Annotated in this window: 27 protein-coding genes; 23 read left to right on the forward strand and 4 right to left on the reverse strand. The window is 62.3% G+C overall.

What is annotated here, in order from left to right:
* Nucleotides 1–49: 49 nt before the first annotated feature.
* Nucleotides 50–709, reverse strand: a complete 660-nt coding sequence (locus CLM71_RS02740; RefSeq protein WP_105229640.1) for a LuxR family transcriptional regulator — start codon at nucleotides 707–709, stop codon at nucleotides 50–52.
* Nucleotides 710–1,204: 495 nt separating this feature from the next.
* Between CLM71_RS02740 and CLM71_RS02745 the strand changes: the two genes are divergently transcribed.
* The 7 genes from CLM71_RS02745 (at nucleotide 1,205) to CLM71_RS02775 (ending at nucleotide 8,467) form a co-directional block, all read left to right on the forward strand.
* Nucleotides 1,205–2,911, forward strand: a complete 1,707-nt coding sequence (locus CLM71_RS02745) for an arylsulfatase (RefSeq protein WP_105233204.1) — start codon at nucleotides 1,205–1,207, stop codon at nucleotides 2,909–2,911.
* Complete coding sequence (locus CLM71_RS02750) at nucleotides 2,908–4,092, forward strand: anaerobic sulfatase maturase (RefSeq protein WP_105229641.1); 1,185 nt, start codon at nucleotides 2,908–2,910, stop codon at nucleotides 4,090–4,092. Before CLM71_RS02745 ends, CLM71_RS02750 begins: the two co-directional genes overlap by 4 nt.
* A 66-nt stretch (nucleotides 4,093–4,158) precedes the next feature.
* A complete protein-coding gene (locus CLM71_RS02755) occupies nucleotides 4,159–5,652 on the forward strand; it encodes an APC family permease (RefSeq protein WP_105229642.1) in 1,494 nt (497 codons plus the stop codon).
* Nucleotides 5,627–6,214 carry a DUF3156 family protein gene (locus tag CLM71_RS02760; RefSeq protein ID WP_105229643.1) on the forward strand — a complete coding sequence of 196 codons (588 nt, stop codon included), beginning with the start codon at nucleotides 5,627–5,629 and terminating at the stop codon, nucleotides 6,212–6,214. Before CLM71_RS02755 ends, CLM71_RS02760 begins: the two co-directional genes overlap by 26 nt.
* The gene (locus CLM71_RS02765; RefSeq protein WP_105229644.1) at nucleotides 6,207–6,989 is read left to right on the forward strand and encodes an SDR family NAD(P)-dependent oxidoreductase; all 783 of its coding nucleotides are present in this window, start codon (nucleotides 6,207–6,209) and stop codon (nucleotides 6,987–6,989) included. The genes CLM71_RS02760 and CLM71_RS02765 overlap by 8 nt, the downstream gene beginning before the upstream one ends.
* Before the next feature lie 10 nt (nucleotides 6,990–6,999).
* Nucleotides 7,000–7,815, forward strand: a complete 816-nt coding sequence (locus CLM71_RS02770) for a molybdenum cofactor biosynthesis F family protein (protein WP_105229645.1) — start codon at nucleotides 7,000–7,002, stop codon at nucleotides 7,813–7,815.
* Nucleotides 7,754–8,467, forward strand: coding sequence for an SDR family oxidoreductase (locus CLM71_RS02775; RefSeq protein WP_234008610.1), 714 nt, complete (start codon nucleotides 7,754–7,756; stop codon nucleotides 8,465–8,467). The genes CLM71_RS02770 and CLM71_RS02775 overlap by 62 nt, the downstream gene beginning before the upstream one ends.
* Before the next feature lie 6 nt (nucleotides 8,468–8,473).
* Here the strand turns inward: CLM71_RS02775 and hpaR are convergent, their stop codons facing one another.
* On the reverse strand, nucleotides 8,474–8,926 hold the full coding sequence (gene hpaR / locus CLM71_RS02780; protein WP_105229646.1) for a homoprotocatechuate degradation operon regulator HpaR: 453 nt from the start codon (nucleotides 8,924–8,926) through the stop codon (nucleotides 8,474–8,476).
* Between the two features lie 314 nt (nucleotides 8,927–9,240).
* Here hpaR and CLM71_RS02785 point away from each other — a divergent pair, with 314 nt between their 5' ends.
* The 13 genes from CLM71_RS02785 to CLM71_RS02845 all read left to right on the forward strand — a co-directional run bounded on the left by CLM71_RS02785 (nucleotide 9,241) and on the right by CLM71_RS02845 (nucleotide 20,630).
* Entirely contained in the window at nucleotides 9,241–9,873 is a 633-nt protein-coding gene (locus CLM71_RS02785) for a fumarylacetoacetate hydrolase family protein (protein WP_105229647.1), read from the forward strand.
* Complete coding sequence (locus CLM71_RS02790; RefSeq protein WP_105229648.1) at nucleotides 9,870–10,634, forward strand: fumarylacetoacetate hydrolase family protein; 765 nt, start codon at nucleotides 9,870–9,872, stop codon at nucleotides 10,632–10,634. Before CLM71_RS02785 ends, CLM71_RS02790 begins: the two co-directional genes overlap by 4 nt.
* Nucleotides 10,631–12,085: a 5-carboxymethyl-2-hydroxymuconate semialdehyde dehydrogenase gene (gene hpaE / locus CLM71_RS02795; RefSeq protein ID WP_105229649.1), complete on the forward strand. Its 1,455-nt coding sequence runs from the start codon at nucleotides 10,631–10,633 to the stop codon at nucleotides 12,083–12,085. Before CLM71_RS02790 ends, hpaE begins: the two co-directional genes overlap by 4 nt.
* A 138-nt stretch (nucleotides 12,086–12,223) precedes the next feature.
* On the forward strand, nucleotides 12,224–13,081 hold the full coding sequence (hpaD, locus tag CLM71_RS02800) for a 3,4-dihydroxyphenylacetate 2,3-dioxygenase (protein WP_105229650.1): 858 nt from the start codon (nucleotides 12,224–12,226) through the stop codon (nucleotides 13,079–13,081).
* A gap of 9 nt (nucleotides 13,082–13,090) precedes the next feature.
* A complete protein-coding gene (locus tag CLM71_RS02805) occupies nucleotides 13,091–13,477 on the forward strand; it encodes a 5-carboxymethyl-2-hydroxymuconate Delta-isomerase (RefSeq protein ID WP_105229651.1) in 387 nt (128 codons plus the stop codon).
* 10 nt (nucleotides 13,478–13,487) lie between these two features.
* On the forward strand, nucleotides 13,488–14,291 hold the full coding sequence (gene hpaH, locus CLM71_RS02810; RefSeq protein WP_105229652.1) for a 2-oxo-hept-4-ene-1,7-dioate hydratase: 804 nt from the start codon (nucleotides 13,488–13,490) through the stop codon (nucleotides 14,289–14,291).
* A 21-nt stretch (nucleotides 14,292–14,312) separates the two neighbouring features.
* Nucleotides 14,313–15,107, forward strand: coding sequence for a 4-hydroxy-2-oxoheptanedioate aldolase (hpaI, locus tag CLM71_RS02815; RefSeq protein WP_105229653.1), 795 nt, complete (start codon nucleotides 14,313–14,315; stop codon nucleotides 15,105–15,107).
* Nucleotides 15,108–15,118: 11 nt separating this feature from the next.
* Nucleotides 15,119–16,495, forward strand: coding sequence for a 4-hydroxyphenylacetate permease (hpaX, locus tag CLM71_RS02820; RefSeq protein WP_105229654.1), 1,377 nt, complete (start codon nucleotides 15,119–15,121; stop codon nucleotides 16,493–16,495).
* Between the two features lie 17 nt (nucleotides 16,496–16,512).
* Nucleotides 16,513–17,409 carry a 4-hydroxyphenylacetate catabolism regulatory protein HpaA gene (hpaA, locus tag CLM71_RS02825; RefSeq protein ID WP_105229655.1) on the forward strand — a complete coding sequence of 299 codons (897 nt, stop codon included), beginning with the start codon at nucleotides 16,513–16,515 and terminating at the stop codon, nucleotides 17,407–17,409.
* Nucleotides 17,410–17,599: 190 nt separating this feature from the next.
* Entirely contained in the window at nucleotides 17,600–19,162 is a 1,563-nt protein-coding gene (gene hpaB / locus CLM71_RS02830) for a 4-hydroxyphenylacetate 3-monooxygenase, oxygenase component (RefSeq protein WP_105233205.1), read from the forward strand.
* 18 nt (nucleotides 19,163–19,180) lie between these two features.
* Nucleotides 19,181–19,696, forward strand: a complete 516-nt coding sequence (hpaC, locus tag CLM71_RS02835; RefSeq protein WP_105229656.1) for a 4-hydroxyphenylacetate 3-monooxygenase, reductase component — start codon at nucleotides 19,181–19,183, stop codon at nucleotides 19,694–19,696.
* A gap of 138 nt (nucleotides 19,697–19,834) precedes the next feature.
* Nucleotides 19,835–20,176 (forward strand): DUF4258 domain-containing protein, encoded by a 342-nt coding sequence (locus CLM71_RS02840; protein WP_105229657.1) that lies wholly within the window; start codon nucleotides 19,835–19,837, stop codon nucleotides 20,174–20,176.
* Between the two features lie 13 nt (nucleotides 20,177–20,189).
* Complete coding sequence (locus CLM71_RS02845) at nucleotides 20,190–20,630, forward strand: helix-turn-helix domain-containing protein (RefSeq protein WP_105229658.1); 441 nt, start codon at nucleotides 20,190–20,192, stop codon at nucleotides 20,628–20,630.
* Between the two features lie 29 nt (nucleotides 20,631–20,659).
* On the opposite strand, the gene ampH is transcribed toward CLM71_RS02845, so the two are convergent.
* Together ampH and CLM71_RS02855 are read right to left on the reverse strand one after the other, a co-directional pair.
* Nucleotides 20,660–21,799, reverse strand: a complete 1,140-nt coding sequence (gene ampH, locus CLM71_RS02850) for a D-alanyl-D-alanine-carboxypeptidase/endopeptidase AmpH (protein ID WP_105229659.1) — start codon at nucleotides 21,797–21,799, stop codon at nucleotides 20,660–20,662.
* 150 nt (nucleotides 21,800–21,949) lie between these two features.
* Nucleotides 21,950–22,708 carry a FadR/GntR family transcriptional regulator gene (locus CLM71_RS02855; protein ID WP_105229660.1) on the reverse strand — a complete coding sequence of 253 codons (759 nt, stop codon included), beginning with the start codon at nucleotides 22,706–22,708 and terminating at the stop codon, nucleotides 21,950–21,952.
* Nucleotides 22,709–23,069: 361 nt separating this feature from the next.
* Here CLM71_RS02855 and CLM71_RS02860 point away from each other — a divergent pair, with 361 nt between their 5' ends.
* The 3 genes from CLM71_RS02860 to CLM71_RS02870 are packed head-to-tail and all read left to right on the forward strand — an operon-like array spanning nucleotide 23,070 to nucleotide 25,997.
* Nucleotides 23,070–23,810: an SDR family oxidoreductase gene (locus CLM71_RS02860; protein ID WP_105229661.1), complete on the forward strand. Its 741-nt coding sequence runs from the start codon at nucleotides 23,070–23,072 to the stop codon at nucleotides 23,808–23,810.
* 51 nt (nucleotides 23,811–23,861) lie between these two features.
* A complete protein-coding gene (locus CLM71_RS02865) occupies nucleotides 23,862–24,707 on the forward strand; it encodes a fumarylacetoacetate hydrolase family protein (RefSeq protein ID WP_105229662.1) in 846 nt (281 codons plus the stop codon).
* A 12-nt stretch (nucleotides 24,708–24,719) separates the two neighbouring features.
* Nucleotides 24,720–25,997, forward strand: coding sequence for an L-fuconate dehydratase (locus CLM71_RS02870; RefSeq protein WP_105229663.1), 1,278 nt, complete (start codon nucleotides 24,720–24,722; stop codon nucleotides 25,995–25,997).
* Nucleotides 25,998–26,003 lie beyond the last annotated feature (6 nt).

The following is a 26,003-nucleotide window of genomic DNA, read 5'->3' on the forward strand; positions in this document are numbered from 1 at the left end:
CTGACGATAATAACGGCAATGTATTTCGCCAGGCTGGCGGCGGAACCTATTATCCCTGGGCGATAAATCCGCTGGACACCAATTCGGTGCGGTTTACCACTGCGGTTTTAGAAAATATATTGCGCATATGAGTTTTCACCGTGGAGAGCGAAATACCCAGCTTTAAGGCAATGCGTTTATTGCTGGCGCCTTCGCGCACCAGGTTGACAATTTCCTGCTCTTTGGCGGTCAGCAGCTGCGCTTCGCCCTCGGGCAGCAGGTCGCGCGTCGCCAGCTCAATCAGCGGCAGCACCGCGTGCAGCCGGCCGCGTTCCAGCGCGGTAAACGGCGTATCACGGATTAATGACACCCCGGCGACAATGCGCTTGCGTTGGCGAATAAAGATTTCGGTCATATCGCGCATATTATTCGGCAACATAAAATCATGGTAATACTGGCGGTTATTGGCGATGGCCGCCGGCGTCATATTTACCATGGTAATATCGTGCCGATGAAAGTTGGCCGGTTTCATCGGATCAATATGCTGGAAATCTGCCAAATATTGCCGATGCGTATTGGCGGAAATGCCCTGCAAAATATAATGCTCGGGTTTTAACTGGCTGTTGACCAAATAAAACACGCCGGCGGAAACGGGAATAAGATGCGCGATGGTGTTCAGGCAACTGGCAATAAAGGCATCGTTCGCCGCGGGCGCTGATGGTGTCTGCATAATGTCCTGCCCTCCCTTTATCGCCCTTAGCTCGCCGGCGCGACCGCCGGGATCCGGGCACTATTGTGCGTAGTGGGAATCGGTTAATATGTGAACGATAACAGCATAGTTGTCGCAATTATGCAACACAATAAAAACATATTAACAACGTGAGGTGGCTTGCAATAAACTACATAAATAACAATGAGCCAGAGCGGTAATTGTCACGTTTCTAATGCGTGAATCCTGCCTTTTTATTAAAACATTAATAAAGTTTTTCGCCGCTTGTTCTCTGAATTTTCACCCGATTTTCTGCCCTGCGGGCGATCGCATGCGGCGCTGCGCGTGACGCTACCGCCGCTGACGATGCCATTTTTCCCTCGTCCTTAAGAACGATAGTCAAAAATTTCTTTTGCTTTCTACACTCGAAAATTACGGCTGATGAAAAAGTATACCGGCAATTTTCCGCAGGCCGTTAAGAAGAAAAAATGATGATGCTTCAGGAGCGAAATGGCGATGAAAAGAAAAGTGGTGGCAGTGGCGTTGAGCAGCGTGGTGTCAGGCCTGGCGCATAGCGCGCCGGGCGAACGGCCCAACGTATTGATTATTGTGGCGGACGATATGGGCTATTCCGACATCACGCCGTTTGGCGGCGAAATCCCGACGCCCAATCTGCAGGCGCTGGCAGAGCAGGGCGTACGCATGAGCCAGTTTTATACCTCGCCGATGTCGGCGCCGGCGCGGTCGATGCTGATGACCGGCAACACCAACCAGCAGGCGGGAATGGGCGCTATGTGGTGGTATCAGAACACCATTGCGCGTCCGGGCTATGAAATGCGCCTGACGGATCGGGTTGTTACGCTGCCGGAGCGCTTTCGCGACGCCGGCTACGCCACCATGATGGCGGGGAAATGGCACCTGGGCTACACCGACGGCGCGCGGCCGACCGATCGCGGTTTTGAACGGGCTTTCGCCTTTATGGGCGGCGGAACCAGTCATTTTAACGATGCGAAACCGCTCGGCACCGTCGAGGCGTTTCACACCTTCTATACCCTGAACGGCAAGCGGGTGTCGCTGCCGCAGGATTTCTACTCCAGCGAGGCCTATGCCCGCCAGCTGACGCAGTGGATCGATGACACGCCGCAGGATAAACCGATTTTCGCCTATCTGGCGTTTACCGCGCCGCACGATCCGCTGCAGGCGCCGGATGACTGGATCGCCAGGTTTGACGGCCAATACGACGCCGGCTACCAGGCGATTTATCAGCAGCGCATCAAGCGGCTGAAGGCGCTGGGTATCATTAACGACAATACGCCGCTGCCGTCGCTGGCGCTGGATAAGGCATGGCAGGCGATGACGCCGCAGCAGCAAAAGTATGCGGCGAAAACCATGCAGGTGTATGCGGCGATGATCGCCAATATGGACGCGCAGATCGGCAAGGTGATGCAGACCCTGAAACAGACCGGGCGCGATAAGAACACCATCGTGCTGTTCCTGACCGACAACGGCGCCAACCCGGCGCAGGGCTTCTATTACGGCTCGCAGCCGGACTACTGGCGTCAGTTTGACAACAGTTACGCCAATATCGGCCGCAAGGGGTCGTTTGTGGCTTACGGCCCGCACTGGGCTAACGTCAGCAACGCGCCGTACGCCAATTACCATAAGACCACCAGCGGACAGGGCGGCATCAATACCGACTTTATTATTGCCGCCCCGCAGCTGCAGCAGCATGGCACCATCGACCGTACGCCGATGGCGATCTATGACATTGCGCCGACGCTGTATGAATTTGCCGGCATCGACGCCGCCAAGCCGCTGAAAAAACAGGCGCCGCTGCCGATGGTCGGCGTCAGTTTCAAACGCTATTTCAGCGGCGAGGCCCAGGCGGCGCCGCGGCTCAACTACGCCGTGGAGCTGCACAATCAGGCGGCCTATGTCGACGGCGACTGGAAGCTGCGCCGGCTGGTGAAAAACGGCCCGCAGGCCGCCAGCGCGCCCTGGGGACTGTTCAATCTGCACGACGATCCGCTGGAAACCCGCGATCTGGCCGCCGAGCACCCGGAGATGGTCAAACGTCTCAGCGCGGCCTATCAGCGCTATGCCCGGCAGGGGATGGTGATTGAAGCAACAGGCAAGATGGTGGACTACCTCGGGGTGGATGCCGACGGCCATTATATCGGTATCGATCCGGCGACCCGCCAGCCGCTGGCGGAGGCGCCATGAATATCGATGCGCTGCGGGCGCGACAAATCCCGGTCAGCGGCGTAGCCCGCGCCGCCGCGCCGTTCCACCTGCTGGTGAAACCGGTCGGCGCCGGCTGCAATCTGGCCTGCCGCTACTGCTACTATCCGCAGCGCGGCGACAGGCCTAGGCGGATGGACGATGCGCTGCTGGCGCAGTTTATCCGCCAGTACATCGCCGCCCAGCCGCGTTACAGCCGGGAGATCAACTTTGTCTGGCAGGGGGGCGAACCGCTGCTGGCGGGCATCGGCTTCTATAAACGGGCGCTGGCGCTGCAGCGCCGCTATGCGCCGCCGGGCGTGATGGTCAGCAACAGTCTGCAGACCAACGGCACGCTGCTGACCGACGCCTGGTGCCGGCTGTTCAGAGAGCATAATTTTATTATCGGCGTCAGCCTGGACGGCGATCGTCAGACGCAGGACGCCCATCGTCCGGACCGGCGCGGCAACAGCAGCTATGACGCTGCGTTGCGCGGTATTGCGCTGCTGCAGCAGCACGGCGTGGCGTTTAACCTGCTGGTGGTGGTGCACGACGGCGTCGCCGACGCCGCCGCGGCGCTGTATGACCAGGTGACGGCGCTGGGGGCGCGTTTTCTGCAGTTTCAACCGCTGATGCTGGAGGGCGACGCGCCGGCGGGCGGCTATAGCCTCAGCGCGGCCAACTGGGGGCGCTTTATGCGCGATATCTACCGCCGCTGGCGGCAGCGCGGCGACGTGGGGCGGGTGTTTGTGATGAATATTGAGCACGTCTACGCGCAGTATTTCACCCAGGTCAGCCCCGACTGCGTGCATGCGGCGCGCTGCGGCGGCAACCTGGTGATGGAGCAGGACGGCGGCGTCTACGCCTGCGATCACCTGATTGACGAGGCCCACCGGCTGGGGCGCTTTAACGCCGGCGATGAGCTGGCGACGCTGGCGGATGCCGCCCGCGCGCTGCCTTTCGGCCGGCGCAAGAGCGTACGGCGCGAGTGCCAGCGCTGCAGCGTGAAGATGGTGTGCCAGGGCGGCTGCCCGGCGCATCTGGGGCCGGACGGCTATAACCGGCTGTGCGCCGGCTACTACGCCTTTTTCTCCGAGGTGCTGGCCCCGCTGCGGCGCTACCCGCGCGACGCCGGCGGGCTGGCGCTGTGGCGCAGCGCACAGCCTGAGGCATCTCGTCCATAAGGACGATAGTCAGCGTTTTCCTTTCCTCTCTATAGTGCGTTAAGCCAACCTGCAGAGGATATTCCGATGAACCTGTCGTCGCGCCTTTCCGCCCACCTTGAACGAGGCAAGGTGGGCTTTCCCACCACGCTGGCCAGCTCGGTCGGCGTGATTATGGCCAGCCCGGTGATCCTGACCGTAACCAGCGGTTTCGGCATCGGCGGCGATACCTTTGCGCTGGCGATGCTGATCGCTTTTGTGATGATGCAGGCGCAGCTCACCACCTTTGCCGAAGCGGCGGCGATCCTGCCGACCACCGGTTCGGTCTACGACTACATTTCCTGCGGCATGGGGCGCTTCTTCGCCATTACCGGCGCGTTGTCCGCCTATCTGATCGTGCATATCTTCGCCGGTACGGCGGAAACCATTCTGGCCGGCATCATGGCGCTGGTGAATTTTGAACATCTCAACACCCTGGCGACCAGCCATAACGCCTCATGGATGGTCGGCGTCGGGCTGGTGGTGATTTTCGGCCTGCTGAACGCGTTCGGCATTGAGGCGTTCGGCAAGGCGGAAATCGTACTGACCTTCGGCATGTGGAGCACGCTGGTGATTTTCGGCATCGCCGGCCTGCTGTCGCCGCCGGCGGTGGCGCTGCCCGGCTGGTTCGGCAGCGCGCTGGACGTCAGCGATCCCTTTGCGGTGTTCAGCCTGGTGGGGATGGCGATGTTTATGTTCGTCGGCTGCGAACTGGTGACGCCGATGGCGCCGGAGATCAAACGCTCGGCCTGGGTGATCCCGCGCGCCATGGCGCTGGGACTGTGCGGCGTCGCCGCCTGTATGGCGCTGTACGGCGCGGCGCTCAGCCATCAGGTGGAGAACGTGGTGGTCGACGCCGAGCATCATGTGCGCCTGCTGGATACGCCGATGGCGATCCCGGCGTTCGCCGGCCAGGTGATGGGCGAGTTCGGCAAATACTGGCTGGGCGTCGGCCTGCTGCTGGCCGGCGCGGCGACCATCAATACGCTGATGGCCGCGGTGCCGCGCATTCTGTACGGCATGGTGCTGGACGGCGCGCTGCCGAAGGCGTTCGCTTACCTGCATCCGCGTTTTAAAACGCCGGTGGTCGGCATTGCCGTGGCGGTGCTGATCCCCTGCGTGCACGCCTTCGCCATTCAGGGCGATCTGGAGCGCATTATCCCGATGGTGCTGGCGGCGGTGTGCGCCTGGGGCGTGGCCTACCTGCTGGTGACGCTGTCGGTGGTGCTACTGCGCATCCGCCGGCCGGATCTGCCGCGCGCCTATAAATCGCCGCTGTTTCCGCTACCGCAGATTGTGTCCAGCATCGGCATCGTGCTGGCGATTATCTATATCGCGCCGCCGGGCATGCCGCGCAGCGCGGTGTATATCCCGTTCGGCATCATGATCGGCCTGACCGCCGTGTACGCCCTGTTCTGGACGCTGTGCGTGCAGCGGGTCAACCCGTTCAAGCCGGTGCCGGTGGAGCAGGTGCTGATGCAGGCGTTGGATAAGTCGGAACGCGAGGAGGTGCAGTTTGATCGCCTTACGTCCCTCGGTTAACCGCGTCTGGCAGCGTGAACCGGCCGGCTACCGCGCCGGCAGCGCGCTCGACCGGCTGCAGGCGGATCTGCGTCCCTATGCCTGCGAGCGGCTGTCCGCCGGCCGTCTATGCCTGACGCTGCCGCAGGGGCCGCAGCTTGAGATCAGCGAACGGCCGCAGGCGCTGTTTCTGGCGCATATCGTCAGCCACCGTTTTTCCCTGAGCGGCCGCACTGCGCTGACGGGCAGCGCCCGGCTGACGGTGCGCGGCACCGGCTGGTGGCGGCAACGCGGCGTACGCTATTGCACGGCGGGCGATGAGGCCGCCGCCCGGCAGCTTACGGGCTGGCTGGCGCGCTATCCGCAAATCGGCGCGACGCTGGCGCAGCTGGATTTCCGCCATGCCCAGCTGACGCTGGCGGCGGGGCGCTGGCAGTTCAGCATCGAACATTTTGCCGCCTGCGAGGTGGTCAGCCGCCTGCCGCCGGGCCGGCGCTATTTACGCCTGACCGCGGCGCAGCGCTGTCTGCTGCTCAGCGCGTGTCTGATGGTGGCGCAACTGATGGAGAAAATCGATGACTAGAACGGTGGTGATTACCGGCGGCGGTACCGGCATCGGCGCCGCCTGCGCCCGGCAACTGGCCGGGCAGGGCGATCGGGTTTTTATTGTCGGCCGCCGCGCCGCACCTCTGCAGGCGCTGGCGGCGGAGATTGGCGCCACGGCGTTGGTGGGCGACGCCGCCTGCGGCGACAGCTGGCGCGACACGCTGCTGCCGCAGATTATGCGCCAGGGCGGGCGTATCGACTGCCTGATCGGCAGCGCCGGCGGCATGGGATTAGGCGCGCTGGGCGAGATGACGGACGCCGCATGGCGGCAGGCGCTGGACAGCAACCTCAACAGCGCCTTCGCCAGCGCGCGCGCCTGCCTGCCGGAGCTGGTGAAAAGCGGCGGCAGCCTGCTGCTGGTGGCGTCGATTGCCTCGCTGGCCGCCGGGCCGGAGGCGTGCGGCTACGTGACCGCCAAGCATGCGCTGATCGGCCTGATGCGCTCCGTGGCGCGCGATTACGGCCCGCTCGGGGTGCGCGCCAACGCAATTTGCCCCGGCTGGGTGACCACGCCGATGGCCGATGAAGAGATGCGGCCGCTGATGGCGGCGCACGGCTGGACGCTGGATCAGGCTTACCGTCAGGTATGCCGCGACGTGCCGCTGCGGCGGCCGGCCAGCGCCGAAGAGATCGCCGAAGCGTGCTGTTTTCTCTGCTCGCCGCAGGCGTCGATCATTACCGGCGCCACGCTGGTGGCCGACGGCGGCGCCGGCGTGGTGGATGTGCCTACTCTGGCTTTTACTTCCCTATAAGGAGCGACAAATGCATTCAGAAGCGGTGTTTATTCAGGTTGGCGCACTGGCGGAGGGCTTTGCCCCCGACAGTCATACCCTGCAGGCGCAGGACGATTTGGCCGGGCAGACGCTGAGCCTGTACTTTGCCGACGGCGAGCGTCTCGACGTCTGCTTTGTCGACGGACAGACGCTGCACTGGCGCGGGCAGCCGGCGGACTATCGCGCCACCGCGCTGCGCCCCGGCGTGCTGTTTATCGACTTCCTCGACCCGCAGCGCGCCAACGCCAGCATTACGCTGGTATGTAATCGGGCGCTGGGCAATTTCACCGCGGTGTACGGCCAACTGCCGGATGAGGCGCAGACGCGCCTGGACGCTTTCAGCCGGGTGGAGCAGGGGCTGCCGCTGACCGCGGTGGCGGCCGAGTTTCGCTTCGGCCGGCTGGCGGATGACGATGCGCCGCTGCCGGCGTTTACCGACGAACTGATCGGCATGCGCAATATGTATACCTACAGCCCCACCGAGCGCTATGAGCATATCTACCTGAACGACAATTTCTACGCCTGGCAATGTCTGGACGGGGTGGAGAAAGGGCTGGCGGACGTTGACCGCTGCCACTACGTCAAGGTGGCAGAGCAGCTGTATCTGTTTGTCTGGCGCGAAAAGATCATTCCGACCCTCGGCGTGGTGATGATCGATCTGCAGGGGCTGCGTACCGACGGCAAGATCCTCGGCTATCAGGGCAGCGACTTCAGCGCGCTGAGTAATTTTGCCGTCGGCGCGCATGCGCAGGTGCTCATTTGCCCGGCTGGGGGCCACGCTGGTGGTGGCCGATCTCCAGTATGATAAGGCGCGGCAGGCGGCGGAACAGCTGACAGAGCAGGGTGGGTCGGCGCAGGCGCTGGCGTGCGATCTGGGCGACGCGGCGCAGACCGCCGCGCTGGTGGCGCAGGTAACGCAGCGCTGCCGCCGGCTGGACGTGGTGGTGCATAACGCCGCTTATTTCCCGCTGACGCCGTTTGCCGAGATTGACCGCGCGCTGCTGCAGCGCACCCTCAGCGTCAACCTGATGGCGCCGTTCCATCTGGCGCAGGCGGCGCTGCCGTGGATGCGCCGCCAGGGCGGCGGGCGCATTCTGGTGACCTCATCGGTGACCGGGCCGAAGGTGGCCTATCCCGGGCTGGCGCACTATGCCGCCTCCAAAGCCGGGGTGAACGGCTTTATCCGCGCCGCCGCGCTGGAGCTGGCGCCTTACGGCATTACGGTCAACGGCGTGGAGCCGGGCATGATCCGCACGCCGGCGATGGCGAACCTGGGGGATGACGCCTTCAATCAGGCGATTGGCGGCGCGGTGCCGCTTGGCCGGCTGGGGGAGCCGGAAGATATCGCTGCGGCGATGGTGTTTCTGGCCTCTGCGGCGGCGGGGTATATCACCGGCCAGACGCTGGTGGTGGACGGCGGCGCGCTGCTGCCGGAGGCCCGGCCCGCCGCGTCCTGAGGGCCGTCACTTTTTGGCGGGATGCGCGACCAGGTTGGCGGGCTGCTGCTCGCCCAAGGTGATCAGCTCATCCAGCAGCGCCATCAACTGCTGCATTTTCTCCGGCGAGAACGCCGCCTCAATCTCACGGTAGCCCTGTTCAACCTGATGGCGCGCCACCTCATACAGCTCCTGGCCCTGCTGGGTCAGCGAGACATACAGCTTGCGCTGATCGTTAACCGGTTTCAGGCGGAAAATCAGCTTATCCCGCTCCATGCGCGACAGAATGCCGGTCAGGCTGGGGCGCAGAATGCAGGTCTGCGCTGCCAGCTCATGGAATTCGATCGAACGCTGGTCGGCCAGCACGCGGATGATGCGCCACTGCTGTTCGGTCAGGTTGTGGCTTTTCAGGATCGGGCGGAAAAAGCCCATCGCGGTTTCGCGCGCCTGCAACAGGGCAATGGTGAGGGATTCATGCATATGTCGGGCCTTTGCTATCAAAGTGTTGGCGCATCCGGCGTTCAGGCGCCGGCCGTTCGATTTTTATTAATAACTTAATAGTAGCCATATTTGGCGTCGTGGATAAAGGGAAAATGTGTCTCAGCGTGAAAAATAGGGCTTAAAAAGGCTAATTCTTTGAAATATCACCAATATGTTTTGGGGTTGTGAATATTTTGTTATCACGATCACAAATCAAATTAACGGCGTTGCGTAAATGCTGAGCAGCGGTTAAAAGTAATCATTAATATATTAACGAATGCCGGATGTCCTGATTTGTGACAATAGGAGTTTGCATGAAAGGAACCGTATTTTCGGTGGCGCTTAACCACCGCAGCCAGATGGACGCCTGGGACCGCGCGTTCCATGACGCGCCCTACAAGACCCCGCCGAAGACCCCAGTATGGTTTATCAAACCGCGTAACACCTACCTGAGCCACGGCGGTCAGATCCCGCTGCCGGCGGCAGAAAAAGTTTACAGCGGCGGCACGCTGGCGCTGGTGATCGGCGATACCGCCCGCCAGGTGCCGGCGGCGCAGGCGGCGGCGTATATCGCCGGCTATGCGCTGGCCAACGACGTCAGCCTGGCGGAGAGCAGCTTTTACCGCCCGGCGATCAAGGCCAAGTGTCGCGACGGTTTCTGCCCGCTGGGCGAGATGGCGCAGCTGGATAACATCGACCGGCTGCAGATTGTCACCGAGATCAACGGCGTGGAGCAGGATCGCTGGTCAACGGCGGATCTGGTGCGTTCCGGCGGCGAGCTGCTGGCCGCCATCAGCGAGTTTATTACGCTGCAGCCGGGGGATGTGCTGCTGATCGGCACGCCGCATCAGCGGGTGGCGATTAACCCGGGCGACGAGGTGACGATCCGCGCCGCCGGCTTGCCGGCACTCAGCAACGTTGCGGTTTTGGAAGGAGAGCAAGCATGAAGCACGCGCGCATTCGCCATCACGGCCAGATGTTTAACGTCAGCGTTGACGAGCAACTACGGGTCACGCTGCCGGACGGCACGCAACTGAATGAAACCGACGTCGAATGGCTGCCGCCGGCACAGGGCACGGTGTTCGCGCTGGGGCTGAACTACGCCGACCACGCCAGCGAACTGGAATTTAAAGCGCCGGAAGAGCCGCTGGTGTTTCTGAAGGCGGCCAATACCCTGACCGGCCACCGCCAGGTGTCGGTGCGTCCGGCCGGGGTGGAGTACATGCACTATGAGGCCGAGCTGGTGGCGGTGATCGGCAAAACCGCCCGTCACGTCAGCCGCGAGCAGGCGATGGAGTACGTCGCCGGCTACACCCTGTGCAACGACTACGCCATCCGCGACTACCTGGAAAACTACTACCGGCCGAACCTGCGGGTGAAAAGCCGTGACGGCCTGACGCCGATCGGCCCGTATATCGTCGACCGCGACGATATCGGCGATCCGCACCGCCTGCAGCTCAGCACCTATATCAACGGCGAGCTGCGCCAGCGCGGCACCACCGCCGACATGATTTTCGATATTCCGTATCTCATCAGCTATCTCAGTGAATTTATGACGCTGCAGCCGGGCGACATGATCGCCACCGGCACGCCGAAAGGGCTGGCCGACGTGCAGCCGGGGGACGAAGTGGTGGTGGAGATTGAAGGCATCGGCCGCCTGGTCAACCACATTATCAGCGAACACGATTATCAGGAGAGCCTGCGATGAAAACCATCAACCACTGGATCGACGGCAAAAACGTGACCAGCAGCGAGTACTTCACCACCACCAATCCGGCCAACGGCGAGGTGCTGGCGGAGGTGGCCTCCGGCGGGCAGGCGGAAATCGATATGGCGGTGGCGGCGGCCAAGGCGGCGTTCCCGAAATGGGCCAATACGCCGATGAAGGAGCGTGCGCGCCTGATGCGCCGGCTGGGCGAGCTGATCGATGAAAACGTGCCGCAGATCGCCGAGATGGAAACCGCCGATACCGGCCTGCCGATCCACCAGACCAAAAACGTGCTGATCCCGCGCGCCTCGCACAACTTCGAGTTCTTTGCCGAGGTGTGCCAGCAGATGAACGGCAAAACCTACCCGGTGGACGACAAGATGCTCAACTACACCCTGGTGCAGCCGGTCGGGGTGTGCGCGCTGGTGTCGCCGTGGAACGTGCCGTTTATGACCGCCACCTGGAAGACCGCCCCTTGCCTGGCGCTGGGCAATACCGCGGTGCTGAAAATGTCCGAACTGTCGCCGCTGTCCGCCGACCGTCTGGGGGAGCTGGCGCTGGAGGCCGGCATTCCGGCCGGGGTGCTGAACGTGGTGCAGGGCTACGGCGCCACCGCCGGCGATGCGCTGGTGCGCCATCCGGACGTGCGTGCGGTCTCCTTTACCGGCGGCACTGCCACCGGCCGCCGCATTATGCAGAGCGCCGGGCTGAAGAAATATTCGATGGAACTGGGCGGCAAATCGCCGGTGCTGGTGTTTGAGGATGCCGATATCGAACGCGCGCTGGACGCCGCGCTGTTCACCATCTTCTCGATCAACGGCGAACGCTGCACCGCCGGCTCGCGTATTTTCATTCAGGAAAGCATTTACCCGGAATTCGTCAAACGTTTCGCCGAGCGCGCCAACCGCCTGCGGGTGGGCGACCCGACCGATCCGCAGACCCAGGTCGGCGCGTTAATCAGCCAGCAGCACTGGGAGAAGGTGTCAGGCTATATCCGTCTGGGCGTGGAAGAGGGCGCCTCGCTGCTGGCCGGCGGGCCGGATAAGCCGCAGGGGCTGGAGTACGGCAACTTCCTGCGGCCGACGGTGCTGGCGGATGTCGACAACCGCATGCGCGTGGCGCAGGAGGAGATTTTCGGACCGGTGGCCTGCCTGCTGCCGTTCAAGTCAGAAGAAGACGGCCTGCGGATGGCCAACGATGTGGAATACGGTTTGGCGTCCTATATCTGGACCCAGGATGTGAGCAAGGTGATGCGCCTGGCGCGCAATATCGAAGCCGGCATGGTGTTCGTCAATACGCAGAACGTGCGCGATCTGCGCCAGCCGTTCGGCGGGGTGAAGGCCTCCGGCACCGGCCGCGAAGGCGGTGAGTACAGCTTTGAAGTGTTCGCCGAGATGAAGAACGTCTGCATCTCAATGGGCGACCATCCGATCCCACGCTGGGGCGTTTAAGCCTCATGTTTTTGAATTAAAAACAGGACTATACCCAATCGCTTTCGGATTGCCGCGGCCCCGTGAGGGGGAAGCCCATGGATGGGCCGCACAGCCAACAACGCGGCAATTCGAAAGATGAAGGGGATAGGAGGACTTATGGGTAAGTTAGCGTTAGCCGCAAAGATTACGCATGTGCCGTCGATGTATCTGTCTGAACTACCGGGAAAAAACCACGGCTGCCGCCAGGGGGCGATCGACGGCCACAGGGAGATCGGCGCGCGCTGCCGAGAAATGGGCGTCGACACCATTATCGTGTTCGATACCCACTGGCTGGTGAACAGCGCCTACCACATCAACTGCAGCGACCATTTCGCCGGCGTCTACACCAGTAACGAACTGCCGCACTTTATCCGCGATATGAGCTATGAGTACGACGGCAATCCGCAGTTGGGGCAGATGATCGCCGATGAGGCCTGCAAGCTCGGCGTACGCGCCAAGGCGCACGATATTCCCAGCCTGAAGCTGGAGTACGGCACGCTGGTGCCGATGCGCTATATGAACAGCGATCGCCACTTTAAAGTGGTGTCGATCTCCGCCTTCTGCACCGTGCACGACTTCGCCGACAGCCGCCGGCTGGGGGAAGCGATCAAAACCGCGATCGAAAACTATGACGGCACCGTGGCGGTGCTCGCCAGCGGCTCGCTGTCGCACCGTTTTATCGACGACCAGCGCGCCGAAGAGGGCATGAACAGCTACACCCGCCAGTTTGACCAGCAGATGGACGAGCGGGTGGTGAAACTGTGGGCCGAGGGGCGCTTCCGCGAGTTCTGCGAAATGCTGCCGGAGTACGCCGATTACTGCTACGGCGAGGGCAATATGCACGACACCGTGATGCTGCTGGGGCTGCTCGGCTGGGACAAGTATGACGGCAAGGTGGAGTTTATCACCCCGCTGTTCGCCAGTTCCGGCACCGGGCAGGTCAACGCCGTGTTCCCGCTTCCCGCTGAAGCCTGAGGTAAAGCCATGCCCCATTTTTACGCTGAATGTACCGACAATATCCGCGAGCAGGCGCAGCTGCCCGCGCTGTTCGCCAAGGTGAATCAGGCGCTGGCGGACACCGGCATCTTTCCGCTCGGCGGCGTGCGCAGCCGCGCCATCTGGCTGGACACCTGGCAGATGGCCGACGGCAAGCAGGATTACGCCTTTGTGCATATGACGCTGAAAATCGGCCACGGCCGCAGCCTGGAGAGCCGGCAGCAGGTGGGCGAGATGCTGTTTGCGCTGATTAAAGAACACTTTGCCGCGCTGACGGCCAGCCGCTACCTGGCGCTCTCTTTCACCATGGAAGAGCTGGACCCGGTGCTGAATTACAAACAGAACAATGTTCACGCGCTGTTCAGTCAATCCTGAGAGGTGGTAAATGCTGGATAAAAACCTGTTGAGCCGTGCGGTACAACGCTTGCATCAGGCGGAGCAAAACCGGGAGCAGATCCGCGCGCTGTCGATCGATCATCCGGAGATCACCATTGAGGACGCCTACGCCATTCAGCGCCAGTGGGTGGAACTGAAGATCGCCGAAGGGCGGACGCTGAAAGGGCACAAGATTGGCCTGACCTCGCGCGCCATGCAGGTCAGCTCGCAGATCACCGAGCCGGACTACGGCGCATTGCTGGACGATATGTTCTTCAACGAAGGCAGCGATATTCCCATTGACCGCTTTATCGTGCCGCGGGTCGAGGTGGAGCTGGCGTTTGTACTGGCTAAACCGCTGCGCGGGCCGAACTGCACGCTGTTTGACGTGTATAACGCTACCGACTACGTGATTCCGGCGCTGGAGATTATCGACGCGCGCTGCCACAACGTCGACCCGGAAACCCAGCGCCCGCGGAAGGTGTTCGACACCATTTCCGATAACGCCGCCAACGCCGGCGTAGTGATGGGCGGCCGGCCGATCAAGCCGGACGCGCTGGATCTGCGCTGGATAAGCGCACTGCTGTATCGCAACGGGGTGATTGAAGAGTCCGGCGTCGCCGCCGCGGTGCTGAACCACCCGGCCAACGGCGTGGCCTGGCTGGCGAATAAACTGTTTCCGCACGACGTCGAACTGGAGGCCGGGCAGATTATTCTCGGCGGCTCGTTTACCCGCCCGGTGGCGGCGCGACGCGGCGATACCTTCCACGTGGATTACGGCCCGATGGGCTGCATCAGCTGCCGCTTTGTGTAACGACGGCCAGGGGAGAACGCGATGCTTATCAATACCTTCAAACAGGCGCTGCAGGAAAAGCGCCCGCAGATCGGCCTGTGGCTCGGCCTGTGCAGCAGCTACAGCGCCGAGCTGCTGGCCGGCGCCGGTTTCGACTGGCTGCTGATCGACGGCGAACATGCGCCCAACAACGTGCAGACGGTGCTCGGCCAGCTGCAGGCGACGGCGCCGTACCCGAGTCATCCGGTGGTGCGCCCGCCGTGGAACGATCCGGTGGTGATCAAACAGCTGCTGGACGTGGGGGCGCAGACGCTGCTGATCCCGATGATCCAGAACGCCGAACAGGCGCGCGCGGCGGTGCGCGCCACGCGCTATCCGCCGCACGGCATACGCGGCGTCGGCAGCGCGCTGGCGCGGGCCTCGCGCTGGAACCGGGTGCCGAACTACCTGCATGACGCCGACGCGCAAATGTGCGTGCTGGTGCAGATTGAAACCCGCGAGGCGGTCAGTAACCTGGACGATATTTTGCAGGTCGACGGGGTGGACGGGGTGTTTATCGGCCCGGCTGATCTGAGCGCCGATATGGGCTTTGCCGGCAACCCGCAGCACCCGGAGGTGCAGCAGACCATCGATGACGCCATCGCGCGCATCCGCGCCGCCGGCAAAGCGCCGGGTATTCTGATGGCGCAGGCGGATCTGGCGCGCCACTATCTGGCGTGCGGCGCGCTGTTTGTGGCGGTGGGCGTCGATACCACCCTGCTGGCGCGGGCGGCGGAGAAACTGGCCGCCGAGTTTAAAGCGGGAACGGCGCAGGGCGATGCCCCGGGCGTCTATTAATCGGAGCCATCATGAACCAGGTCGATTCGCAGCCGCATAAAGCGCAGAGCGCCGCCGAGCAGTCGGTGATTAACAAGCTGTTTCGGCGTCTGATCGTGTTTCTGTTTATTCTGTTTGTCTTCTCGTTTCTCGACCGTATCAACATCGGCTTCGCCGGCCTGACCATGGGGCAGGATCTGGGCCTCAGTTCCACCATGTTCGGCCTGGCGGCGACGCTGTTTTACGTCACCTATGTGATTTTCGGCATTCCCAGCAACATCATGCTGAGCATCGTCGGCGCGCGGCGCTGGATCGCCACCATTATGGTGCTGTGGGGCATTGCCTCCACCTGTACGCTGTTCGCTACCGGGCCGACCAGCCTGTATGTGCTGCGCATGATCGTCGGCATTACCGAAGCCGGCTTTCTGCCGGGGATCCTGGTGTACCTCACCTACTGGTTCCCGGCCTATTACCGCGCCCGCGCCAATGCGCTGTTTATGATCGCCATGCCGGTCACCATGGCGATCGGCTCGCTGGTGTCCGGCTATATTCTGGCGCTGGACGGCGTGCTGAACCTGAAGGGCTGGCAGTGGCTGTTCCTGCTGGAAGGCATTCCGTCGGTGCTGCTGGGCGTGGTGGTGTGGTTCTATCTGGACGATACCCCGGCCAAGGCCAAGTGGCTGAGCGCCGAGGAGAAAAGCAGCCTGCAGGCGATGATGGAGGCCGACAAACGGCAGCAGACGGCCGTCGCCGCGCCGCGGCAGACATCGTCGCGCAGCCTGTGGCGCGAGGTGTTCACGCCGATCGTGCTGATGTATACGCTGGCCTACTTCTGCCTGACCAACACCCTGAGCGCGATCAATATCTGGACGCCGCAGATCCTGCAAAGCTTTAACCAGAACAGCAGCAATATCGTCATCGGTATTCTGGCGGCGATCCCGCAGATCTGCACCATCGCCGGCATGGTGTGGTGGAGTAAACGATCGGATCGGCTGCAGGAGCGCAAGCGGCATACCGCCTTGCCGTATCTGTTTGCCGCCGCCGGCTGGCTGCTGGCGTCGGCCACGCATCATAGCCTGATCCAGCTGCTGGGGATCATTATGGCGTCGGTCGGTTCGTTTACCGCGATGGCCATTTTCTGGACCACGCCGGATCGCGCCATCAGTCTGGAAGCGCGCGCGGTGGGGATCGCGCTGATCAACGCCACCGGCAATATCGGCTCGGCGGTCAGCCCGCTGCTGATCGGCTGGCTGAAGGATCTGACCGGCAGCTTCAACTCCGGGCTGTATTTCGTCGCCGGGCTGTTGGTGATAGGCGCGCTGCTGGTGTGGCGCATTCCGATGAACGCCGCGCAGCGGCGCAGCACCGTCAATCATGACAAGATCACCGGGGATGAGCTTGCCCCCTGACGACACAGGAGAAGGACGTGCAGAAAAGTACCGGCTTTATCGCCAACATCGATATCTGTAAAGAGTACGATGCGCGTTACGCCGCGGACGATGTGCATTATGAAACCTTTGCCGGGCTGGCGGCGTTTTTCGGCCGCGATATGCAGGTGCACTGGCATGACTGCTTTTTTCAGCTGCACTTTCTGGAGACCGGCAAGATCGAGCTGCAGCTGGACGACCAGCACTATTCGGTGCAGGCGCCGCTGTTTATCCTGACGCCGCCGTCGGTGCCCCACGCCTTTTTCACCGAGCCGGACAGCGACGGCCACGTGCTGACGGTGCGTCAGGAGCTGATCTGGCCGCTGCTGGAGCGGCTGTACCCCGGCAGCAATCTGGCGCTGGATATGCCCGGTATTTGCATGTCGCTGGCGAGCGCGCCGCAGGAGCTGGCGGCGCTCAGCCACTACTGGGCGCTGATCCGCCGCGAGTTTTCCGCCGGGCTGGCGGGGCGCGAACAAACGCTGACGCTGCTGGCGCAGGCGGTGTTCACCCTGCTGTTGCGCAATACCGCGCTGGAGGATTCGGCGGCCACCGGCGTGCGCGGCGAGCTGAAGCTGTTCCAGCGTTTTAACAAGATGGTGGACGAACGCTTCCGCGAGCATCTGCCGGTACCGGAATATGCCCAGGCGCTGGGGGTGACTGAATCGCGACTCAATGATTTGTGCCGGCGCTTCGCCAACCGCTCGCCGAAACGGCTGATTTTCGACCGGCTGCTGCGCGAGGCCAAGCGCCTGCTGCTGTTCAGCGCCTGCACGGTGCATGAGACCGCCTACAGCCTGGGATTCAAGGACCCGGCCTACTTCGCCCGCTTTTTTAACCGGCTGGAAGGCTGCTCGCCGAGCCGCTATCGCGCCGCGCAACACGCCCTGTCATAACGGCGGAATACCGCTTGGATCACAGTTTGCCGCGAAAGCGGCGCTCCCCTCTGAAAAGTACCGACGATTGCCGCAAAAGTCTCTTCTCGAAACCGGCGTTGGGGTCTTCAATTAAGCAACCAAAAGAAAACATTATTTTAACAATATGCCGCACTGCGGCCGTGAAAATACCGATTACGAGGGGCACCCGATGAAACCAGAAGACTTCCGCACTGACAATAAACGCCCGTTCACCGGCGCTGAATACCTGAAAAGCCTGCAGGATGGCCGTGAAATTTATATTTACGGCGAGCGGGTCAAGGATATCACCACCCATCCGGCGTTCCGCAACGCCGCCGCGTCCGTCGGCCAGCTGTATGACGCGCTGCACGATCCGGCCAGCCATGACCGCCTGTGCTGGGGCACCGACACCGGCAACGGCGGCTATACCCATAAGTTTTTCCGCTATGCCCGCAGCCCGGAAGAGATGCGCCAGCAGCGCGATGCCATCGCCGACTGGTCGCGTCAGAGCTACGGCTGGATGGGACGCACCCCGGACTATAAGGCGGCGTTCGGCTGTGCGCTGGGGGCCTATCCCGAGTTTTACGGCCAGTTCGCCGACAATGCCCGCAACTGGTATCAGCGGATTCAGGAAACCGGCCTGTACTTCAACCACGCCATCGTCAACCCGCCGATCGACCGTCATAAGCCGGTCAACGAGGTGAAAGACGTGTTTATCAAGGTAGAGAAAGAGACCGACGCCGGTATCATCGTCAGCGGCGCCAAGGTGGTTGCCACCAACTCGGCGCTGACCCACTACAACTTTATCGGCTTCGGTTCGGCGCAGGTGATGGGCGATAACCCGGACTTCGCGCTGATGTTCGTTGCGCCGATGGACGCCGAAGGGGTGAAGCTGATTTCCCGCGCCTCGTATGAGCTGGCCGCCGGCGCCACCGGATCGCCGTTCGATTACCCGCTCTCCAGTCGCTTTGACGAAAACGATGCTATTCTGGTGATGGACCATGTGCTGATCCCGTGGGAGAACGTACTGATTTACCGCGATTTCGACCGCTGTCGCCGCTGGAGCACCCAGGGCGGGTTTGCCCGCCTGTTCCCGCTGCAGGCCTGCGTGCGTCTGGCGGTGAAGATGGACTTTATCACCGCGCTGCTGCAAAAGAGCCTGGGCTGCACCGGCGTGTTGGAGTTCCGCGGCGTGCAGGCCGATCTGGGAGAAGTGGTGGCCTGGCGCAACCTGTTCTGGTCGCTGAGCGACGCGATGTGCGCCGAAGCCACCCAGTGGGAGAACGGCGCCTATCTGCCGGATTCCGCCGCGCTGCAGACTTACCGCGTGATGGCGCCGATGGCCTACACCAAGGTGAAGCATATTATCGAAAAGAACGTGACCAGCGGCCTGATTTACCTGCCGTCCAGCGTGCGTGATATGAACAACCCGGCGATCGACAAGTACCTGGCGCAGTACGTGCGCGGATCCAACGGCATGGATCATGTGGAACGCATCAAGATCCTGAAGCTGATGTGGGATGCGATCGGCAGCGAATTCGGCGGCCGCCACGAGCTGTATGAGATCAACTATGCCGGCAGCCAGGATGAGATCCGCCTGCAGTGCCTGCGCCACGCACAGGGATCCGGCACCATGGATCAGATGATGCAGATGGTCGACAAATGTCTGTCCGACTACGATCAGAACGGCTGGACGGTGCCGCACCTGCATAACAATGATGATATTAATCAGCTGAATAACTTGCTGAAATGATTTTTGGAGGAGGTTGCTATGTCTCAGGAAAATGAACACCGGCTGCGCTTTCGCGATGCGATGGCCAGCCTGTCGGCGGCGGTGAATATCGTCACCACTAACGGCCCGGCGGGGCGCTGCGGCATTACCGCCACCGCGGTCTGTTCGGTGACCGATACGCCGCCGTCGCTGATGGTGTGTATCAACCGCAACAGCGCGATGAACCCGGTATTTCAGGAAAACGGCCGGCTGTGCGTCAACGTGCTGAACCATGAGCAGGAGATGATGGCGCGCCACTTTGCCGGCATGACCGACGTCTGTATGGAAGACCGCTTCCGGCTGGAAGAGTGGCAGACCGGCGCGCTCGGCCAGCCGATGCTGCGCCACACGCTGGCGAGCCTGGAAGGGGAGATCACCCAGGTGCAGAGCGTTGGCACCCATCAGGTGTATCTGGTGGAGATCAAGCAGATTGCGCTCAGCGACGGCGGACACGGCCTGATCTACTTTAAACGCAACTTCCACCCGGTGATGCACCAGATGGCGGCGCTGGCGTAAACCATCCTGCGCCGATGCCTGCAGAGGGCGGAGCGTGTTCCGCCCTCTGGCTTTTCTCTCCGCGTTAATCGTGTAACACGCTTGTCCACGCCTGATTAACCTGTCAAAATGATAGCTATCAAATTGACAGGTGATAAAATGGATTTTATACCCCCTGACAACATCAGCGAATTTCCTCTGCGTCCGGCGGCGGCCAAAAGGCTGTTGCAGCAGCTGGCGACATCGCATACCGAGCGTATTCTGTTAAGCGCCCATGCCCGGCAGCGGATGGCGGAGCGGCGGATATCGCTGCGGCAAATTCTGGCGGTACTCAGCAGCCGCCACAGCCGCTTTACCGAGCTGCCCCATCTGACGCCGGCGGGCGACTGGAAGCTGAATATGCTCGGCGTGGCTGCCGGCGAGCGGATAGAGGTAGTCGTGGTGTTGAAACGGGTGGTAAGCGATCCCGCCGCCTTGGTGGTGACGGTGATGATCCATTAGCGAGGAAACAACGGTGTATCACTATATCGAAAGCGGTTTGAATACGATTTGGCTGGCGAATGGCGTTCATCAGTCAGAGATCGAGGGTGAAATCTACATCAGCATTGAGGACGTCGCGGGGTTGCATCGCTCCATTGCCCGGGCGCTGGTGGCGTGCGAGCGCCCGTTGCAGGCGGATGAAATCCGCTTCTTGCGGGTGGAAATGAATATGTCGCAGAAGGCGCTGGCGGAACTGCTGGGGGTCGATGTGCAAACGGTCGCCCGCTGGGAAAAGGCGCAGAGCAGCTTACCGCGTATGACAGACGTGATGTTGCGCATGCTGTATCTGGAATCCGTCAACGAAAGCAGCCGGGTTGGCGCCTGCTTGCGGATGCTGGCGCAGGCGGGCGTTGCCAACTCGATGGATAAACTGGTGTTTGAAGAACGCAACCACGCCTGGCGGCGGAGCAGCTAACCGGGCGCAGGTTCCTGCGCCCGATGCCATCAGCCCTTGTTGGCCACCAGATCGGCCACCAGCCGGTTGACCGGGTCGCTCATATTGGTGAAGCGGGTCAGATCCGAACGGGTCACCACCACAAACACGCCGATATTATTCTGCGGCGACATCGCCATATAGGTGATAAAGCCGCCGCCGCCGCCGGTTTTCTGAATAATGCCCGGCAGGCCGTCTTTCGGCGCCATATAGATCCAGCCGAGGCCTAACGCATCCGCATCGCCGGGGACGTCCATCCCTTTCAGCGACACCAGTTCACGGCGCTGGAAGTACATGGTCTGCTCGCGGGCGGCGGTGGTTTTGCGCGGGCTGGCCTGCGAATCGAGGAACTGCTGCATCCAGCGCTGGATATCGCGCGGCGTAGAGTAAATGCCGCCGCTGCCGGCCGCCGCCACGGTATTGCCGCAGGCGCTGGGGCCGACGGAGGCCACCATCAGGCGCGAGCACTGCTCGGCGCTCGGCGTCAGCGTGGTGTCGACCATGCCGAGCGGCCCGGTGATCTTTTCACGCAGCAGCCTGGTATAGGGTTTGCCCGCCGCCCGCGACAGCGCGTCGGCCAGCAGATCGTAAGCCAGGTTGGAGTAGGAGGCATGCACCCCCGGCGGCACGGTGATGTGCGCATGGGCCAGCCACTGCCAGCGCTGCGCCTTGGTCGGCCAGGTGAACACCGGCGTCTTCGGCGGTTTTTTGCCCGGCTGCTCGCGCGGCAGGCCGCTGGTATGGGTCGCCAGATTCAGCAGCGTAATCGGCTGGCGTGAATTATAGCCGGGCACGTAGGCGCCGGACGGGGAATATTTGCGCAGCGGGTCGGTCAGCTTGAGCCTGCCTTCCGCCGCCAGCTTCACCATCACCTCGCTGGTCATCAGCTTGGTGATGGAGGCGATGCGGATCAATGAGTCCGGACGCGGACGCTGGTTGTTGCCCGGGCGGGTGTCGCCAAAACTGCGGTTGACCACCTGATTGCCGTCGATCGCCACCAGCGCCATGCCGGTGGCGCCGCTGTTGTAGAAAATATGCTCGGCGTACTGGTCGACGATCTGCGACGTCAGCCGCGGCGTCTCGGCCTGCGCCGACAGCGACAGGCTGCCCAGGCCGAGGGTTACTAAAACGGCAGAGAAAATAGTCTTCAACGGTCCATATCCATTTCAAAATACAGCATCAAGAGCGAAATCAGCGCCTGGCGGCCTGACGGAACAGGCTTTAGTGTAATGCGCCCGCGCCCTCGCCGCATGGGGAAAATGCGCGCAGATGCGTAAAGTTTGCGCTGTGTCCGCTACGGCTTACTGTGCCCGTGCAAAAATCGCGATCACCTGGTCCAGATGGGCCTTCATCGCCCTGCGCGCGCCGCGCACGTCGCGCGCCTCAATGGCGGTCAGTATCGCCTGGTGCTCCTGCTCGGAGCGGTGCGGCATATCCTCCGGCGTGTAGTGGCGCTGCAACACCCGGAACATGCTGCCGTAACGGTGGCCGAGCAGGTGGGCGATGATAAAGGCGTAGGCCGGGTTGCCGCTGGCCTGGGCGATGCGGATATGGAACAGCCGGTCGCCGGGATGGGTGGCGGAACCGGCGCGGTTGTCGCGGCAGTTCTGCTGGTAGGCGGCGCGGATGCCCGCCAGCTCTTCGTCGCTGGCGTGTCGGGCAGCCAGCGCGGCGGTTTCCGGCTCAATCAGCAGGCGGGTCTGCAGCAGCGAAAAGGGCGGCAACTCGGCGTTGAAATCCAGCGAGATATTCAGTTCGTCGTCGACATCGGCCCACTGATCGCGGCCGGCCTGCTGCATTACCGGTTCCTGCGACGTCAGCGTCGCCGACGGCGCTTTGACGATCACGCCGTTGCCCACCTTCACATCCACCAGACCGATCACCTCCAGCGCGATCAGCGCTTCGCGCACCGAAGCGCGGCTGACCTGCAGCTGCTGCGCCAAATCGCGTTCGGAAGGCAGGCGGCTGCCGGGGGGAAACTCATTGTTTTCGATCAGACGCTTCAGCTGGTCGGCTATCTGTCTGTAAATTCTTGGATTTTCCAGTCGGGTAATCGGCATGTTCAACCTTCGGCACGTTGGCATTAAGTGATTCAGCGCACAAATATTGCTCAATTCGCTTGAGTGTTGGTTAATCAGGTGTAAAAAATTAGTTAATTGAAATGTTGTTTTAAAACGTTGTTATACCCTAAATAATTCGAGTCGCAGGAAGGCGGCCAGGGAAGGAATCCCTGATGAGCTTACACCGGTCAGTGATCCGGGTGACTGAACGCAGCCAACACACCTGCAGCTTGAAGTATGACGGGTATATTTACTTTCTCACCAAACGATAACGCGTAAAGCGTCTTTTGTCATGGTAAAGGCCTGACCTTTAACCGCCTTTAGTGGCCTGACCATTAGACCTTTAGGCCAAGGAGTTGCTATGGATCTCACCGGGAAACGTGCGCTGATTACCGCCGCCGGGCAGGGCATCGGCCTCAGTACCGCCAAACTGTTCGCCGCGGCGGGGGCGGAGGTGATTGCCAGCGATATCAATACCGATGCGCTGCAGGGGCTGGCGGGCATTACTCCGCTGCGGCTGGACGTGACCGACACCGCGGCGATTGCGGCGGCGGCGGAAACGCTGGGCACGGTCGACGTGCTGTTTAACTGCGCCGGGGTGGTGCACAGCGGCACGATTTTGCAGTGCAGCGAGCAGCAGTGGCGCTTCGCCCTCGACCTGAACGTCAGCGCCATGTTCCACACCATCCGCGCGTTTCTGCCGGCGATGCTGGCGCAGCGCCGGGGGACGATTATCAATATGTCGTCGGTGGCCTCCAGCGTGAAAGGCGTGCCGAACCGCTTTGCCTATGGCGCCACCAAGGCGGCGGTGATTGGCCTGACGCGGTCGGTGGCGGCGGACTACGTCGCCGACGGCATCCGCTGCAACGCCATCTGTCCCGGCACGGTGGAGTCACCGTCGCTGCGTCAGCGCATTGCCGAGCAGGCGCGCGAGCAGGGGCGCGGCGAAGACGAAGTGTACCAGGCGTTTGTGGCGCGCCAGCCGATCGGGCGCATCGGTAAAACCGACGAAATTGCCCAGCTGGCGCTGTATCTGGCCTCTGATGCCAGCGCCTATACCACCGGCACCGTGCAGATTATTGACGGCGGCTGGAGCAACTGATCCGTTGCGCGCCGCTGTGGCGCGTGATTTCTCTCTGACATTGGGGACTGTATGAAACTGTTACGTTATGGCGCCGTGGGGCAGGAACGTCCGGGCGTGTTGGATGAACACGGAGACATTCGCGATCTTTCTCAGCATATCGCCGACGTTGGCGGCGCGGCGCTGCTGCCGGACAGCATCGATCGGCTGCGGCAGCTGGATATCGCCAGTCTGCCGCGGGTAGAGGGGCAGCCGCGTCTCGGCGCCTGCGTCGGCGGCATCGGTAAATTTATCTGTATCGGCCTGAATTACGCCGATCACGCGGCGGAAACCGGCGCGACGATTCCCGAAGAGCCGGTGGTGTTCAGCAAATGGACCAGCGCGGTGGTCGGGCCGAACGACGACGTGGAGATCCCGCGCGGCTCGCAGAAAACCGACTGGGAAGTGGAACTGGGGGTGGTGATCGGCCAGGGTGGGCGCTATATCGCCGAGCAGGATGCGCTGCGCCACGTCGCCGGTTACTGCGTGATTAACGACGTGTCCGAACGCGAATTCCAGATTGAGCGCGGCGGCACCTGGGACAAAGGCAAAGGCTGCGACACTTTCGGCCCGACCGGCCCGTGGCTGGTGACCGCCGACGAGGTGCCGGATCCGCAGAACCTCAGGCTGTGGCTGGAGGTGGACGGCCGGCGCTATCAGGACGGCAGCACCCGCACCATGATTTTTTCCGTCGCGCATATCATCAGCTACCTGAGCCGTTTTATGAGCCTGCAGCCGGGAGACGTGATCTCCACCGGCACGCCGCCGGGCGTTGGCATGGGGCAGCGGCCGCAGCCGGTTTACCTGCGCGCCGGCCAGACGATGCGGCTGGGGATCGACGGGTTGGGCGAGCAGCGACAAACCACGGTACAGGCCTGACGGGAGTATGCCATGACGACGATTACCGCGCTGCGGGTGGAGGATATCCGCTTCCCGACCTCGCAGCAGTTGGACGGTTCCGATGCGATGAATCCCGATCCGGATTATTCGGCGGCCTATGTGATTCTGGACACCGATCGGCCGGATCTGAGCGGCCACGGGCTGACGTTTACCATCGGCCGCGGCAATGAGATCTGCTGCGCGGCGATCCGTGCGCTGGAGCCGCAGATCGTCGGTCGGCGGCTGGCGGATATCACCGCCGATATGGGGACGTTCTGGCGTCAGTTTACCGGCGACAGTCAGCTGCGCTGGATCGGGCCGGACAAAGGGGCGATCCACCTGGCGACCGGGGCGGTGGTCAACGCCGTCTGGGATCTGTGGGCCAAGGCGGAGGGCAAGCCGCTGTGGCAGCTGGTGGCGGATATGACGCCGGAAGAGCTGGTGCGCTGCATCGACTTTCGTTACATCACCGACTGCATCACGCCGCAGGAGGCGCTGGCGCTGCTGCGCGAACGGGCGGAAGGCCAGGCGCAGCGGCGGGAAAATCTGCTGCAGAACGGCTACCCCTGCTACACCACCTCGGCCGGCTGGCTGGGCTACCCGGACGACAAACTGCGGCGGCTGTGCCAGCAGGCGGTGGACGCCGGTTTCTCCCATATCAAGCTGAAGGTCGGGCGCGATCTGCAGGATGATATTCGCCGGGTGCGCATTGCCCGTGAAACGATCGGCCCGGATCGTCAGTTGATGATCGACGCCAATCAGGTGTGGGAAGTGGAAGAGGCGATCGCCTGGGTCAATCAGCTGGCGTTCGCCAACCCCTGGTTTATTGAGGAGCCGACCAGCCCGGACGATGTGGAGGGGCACCGGCGCATCCGCGAGGGCGTGCGGCCGGTGAAGGTGGCCGGCGGCGAGATGTGTCAGAACCGTATTCTGTTCAAACAGTTCATTATGCGCGGCGCGCTGGACGTGGTGCAGATTGACGCCTGCCGCCTGGGCGGGGTGAACGAGGTGCTGGCGGTGATGCTGATGGCGGCGAAGTACCGGCTGCCGGTCTGCCCGCACGCCGGCGGCGTCGGCCTGTGCGAGTACGTGCAGCACCTGTCGATGATTGACTATCTGTGCATCGCCGGCAGCCATGAGGGGCGGGTCATTGAATATGTCGATCATCTGCATCAGCACTTTGTCACGCCGTGCGAGATTCGCGGCGCGGCCTATATGCCGCCGCGTGCGCCGGGCTATTCGATCGAGATGAAGTCAGCCTCGATCGAACGGTTCCGCTTTCGCGGTTAGGGGCGG

It is taken from the genome of Serratia sp. MYb239 (assembly GCF_002966855.1).
Lineage (GTDB): Bacteria > Pseudomonadota > Gammaproteobacteria > Enterobacterales > Enterobacteriaceae > Serratia_B > Serratia_B rhizosphaerae.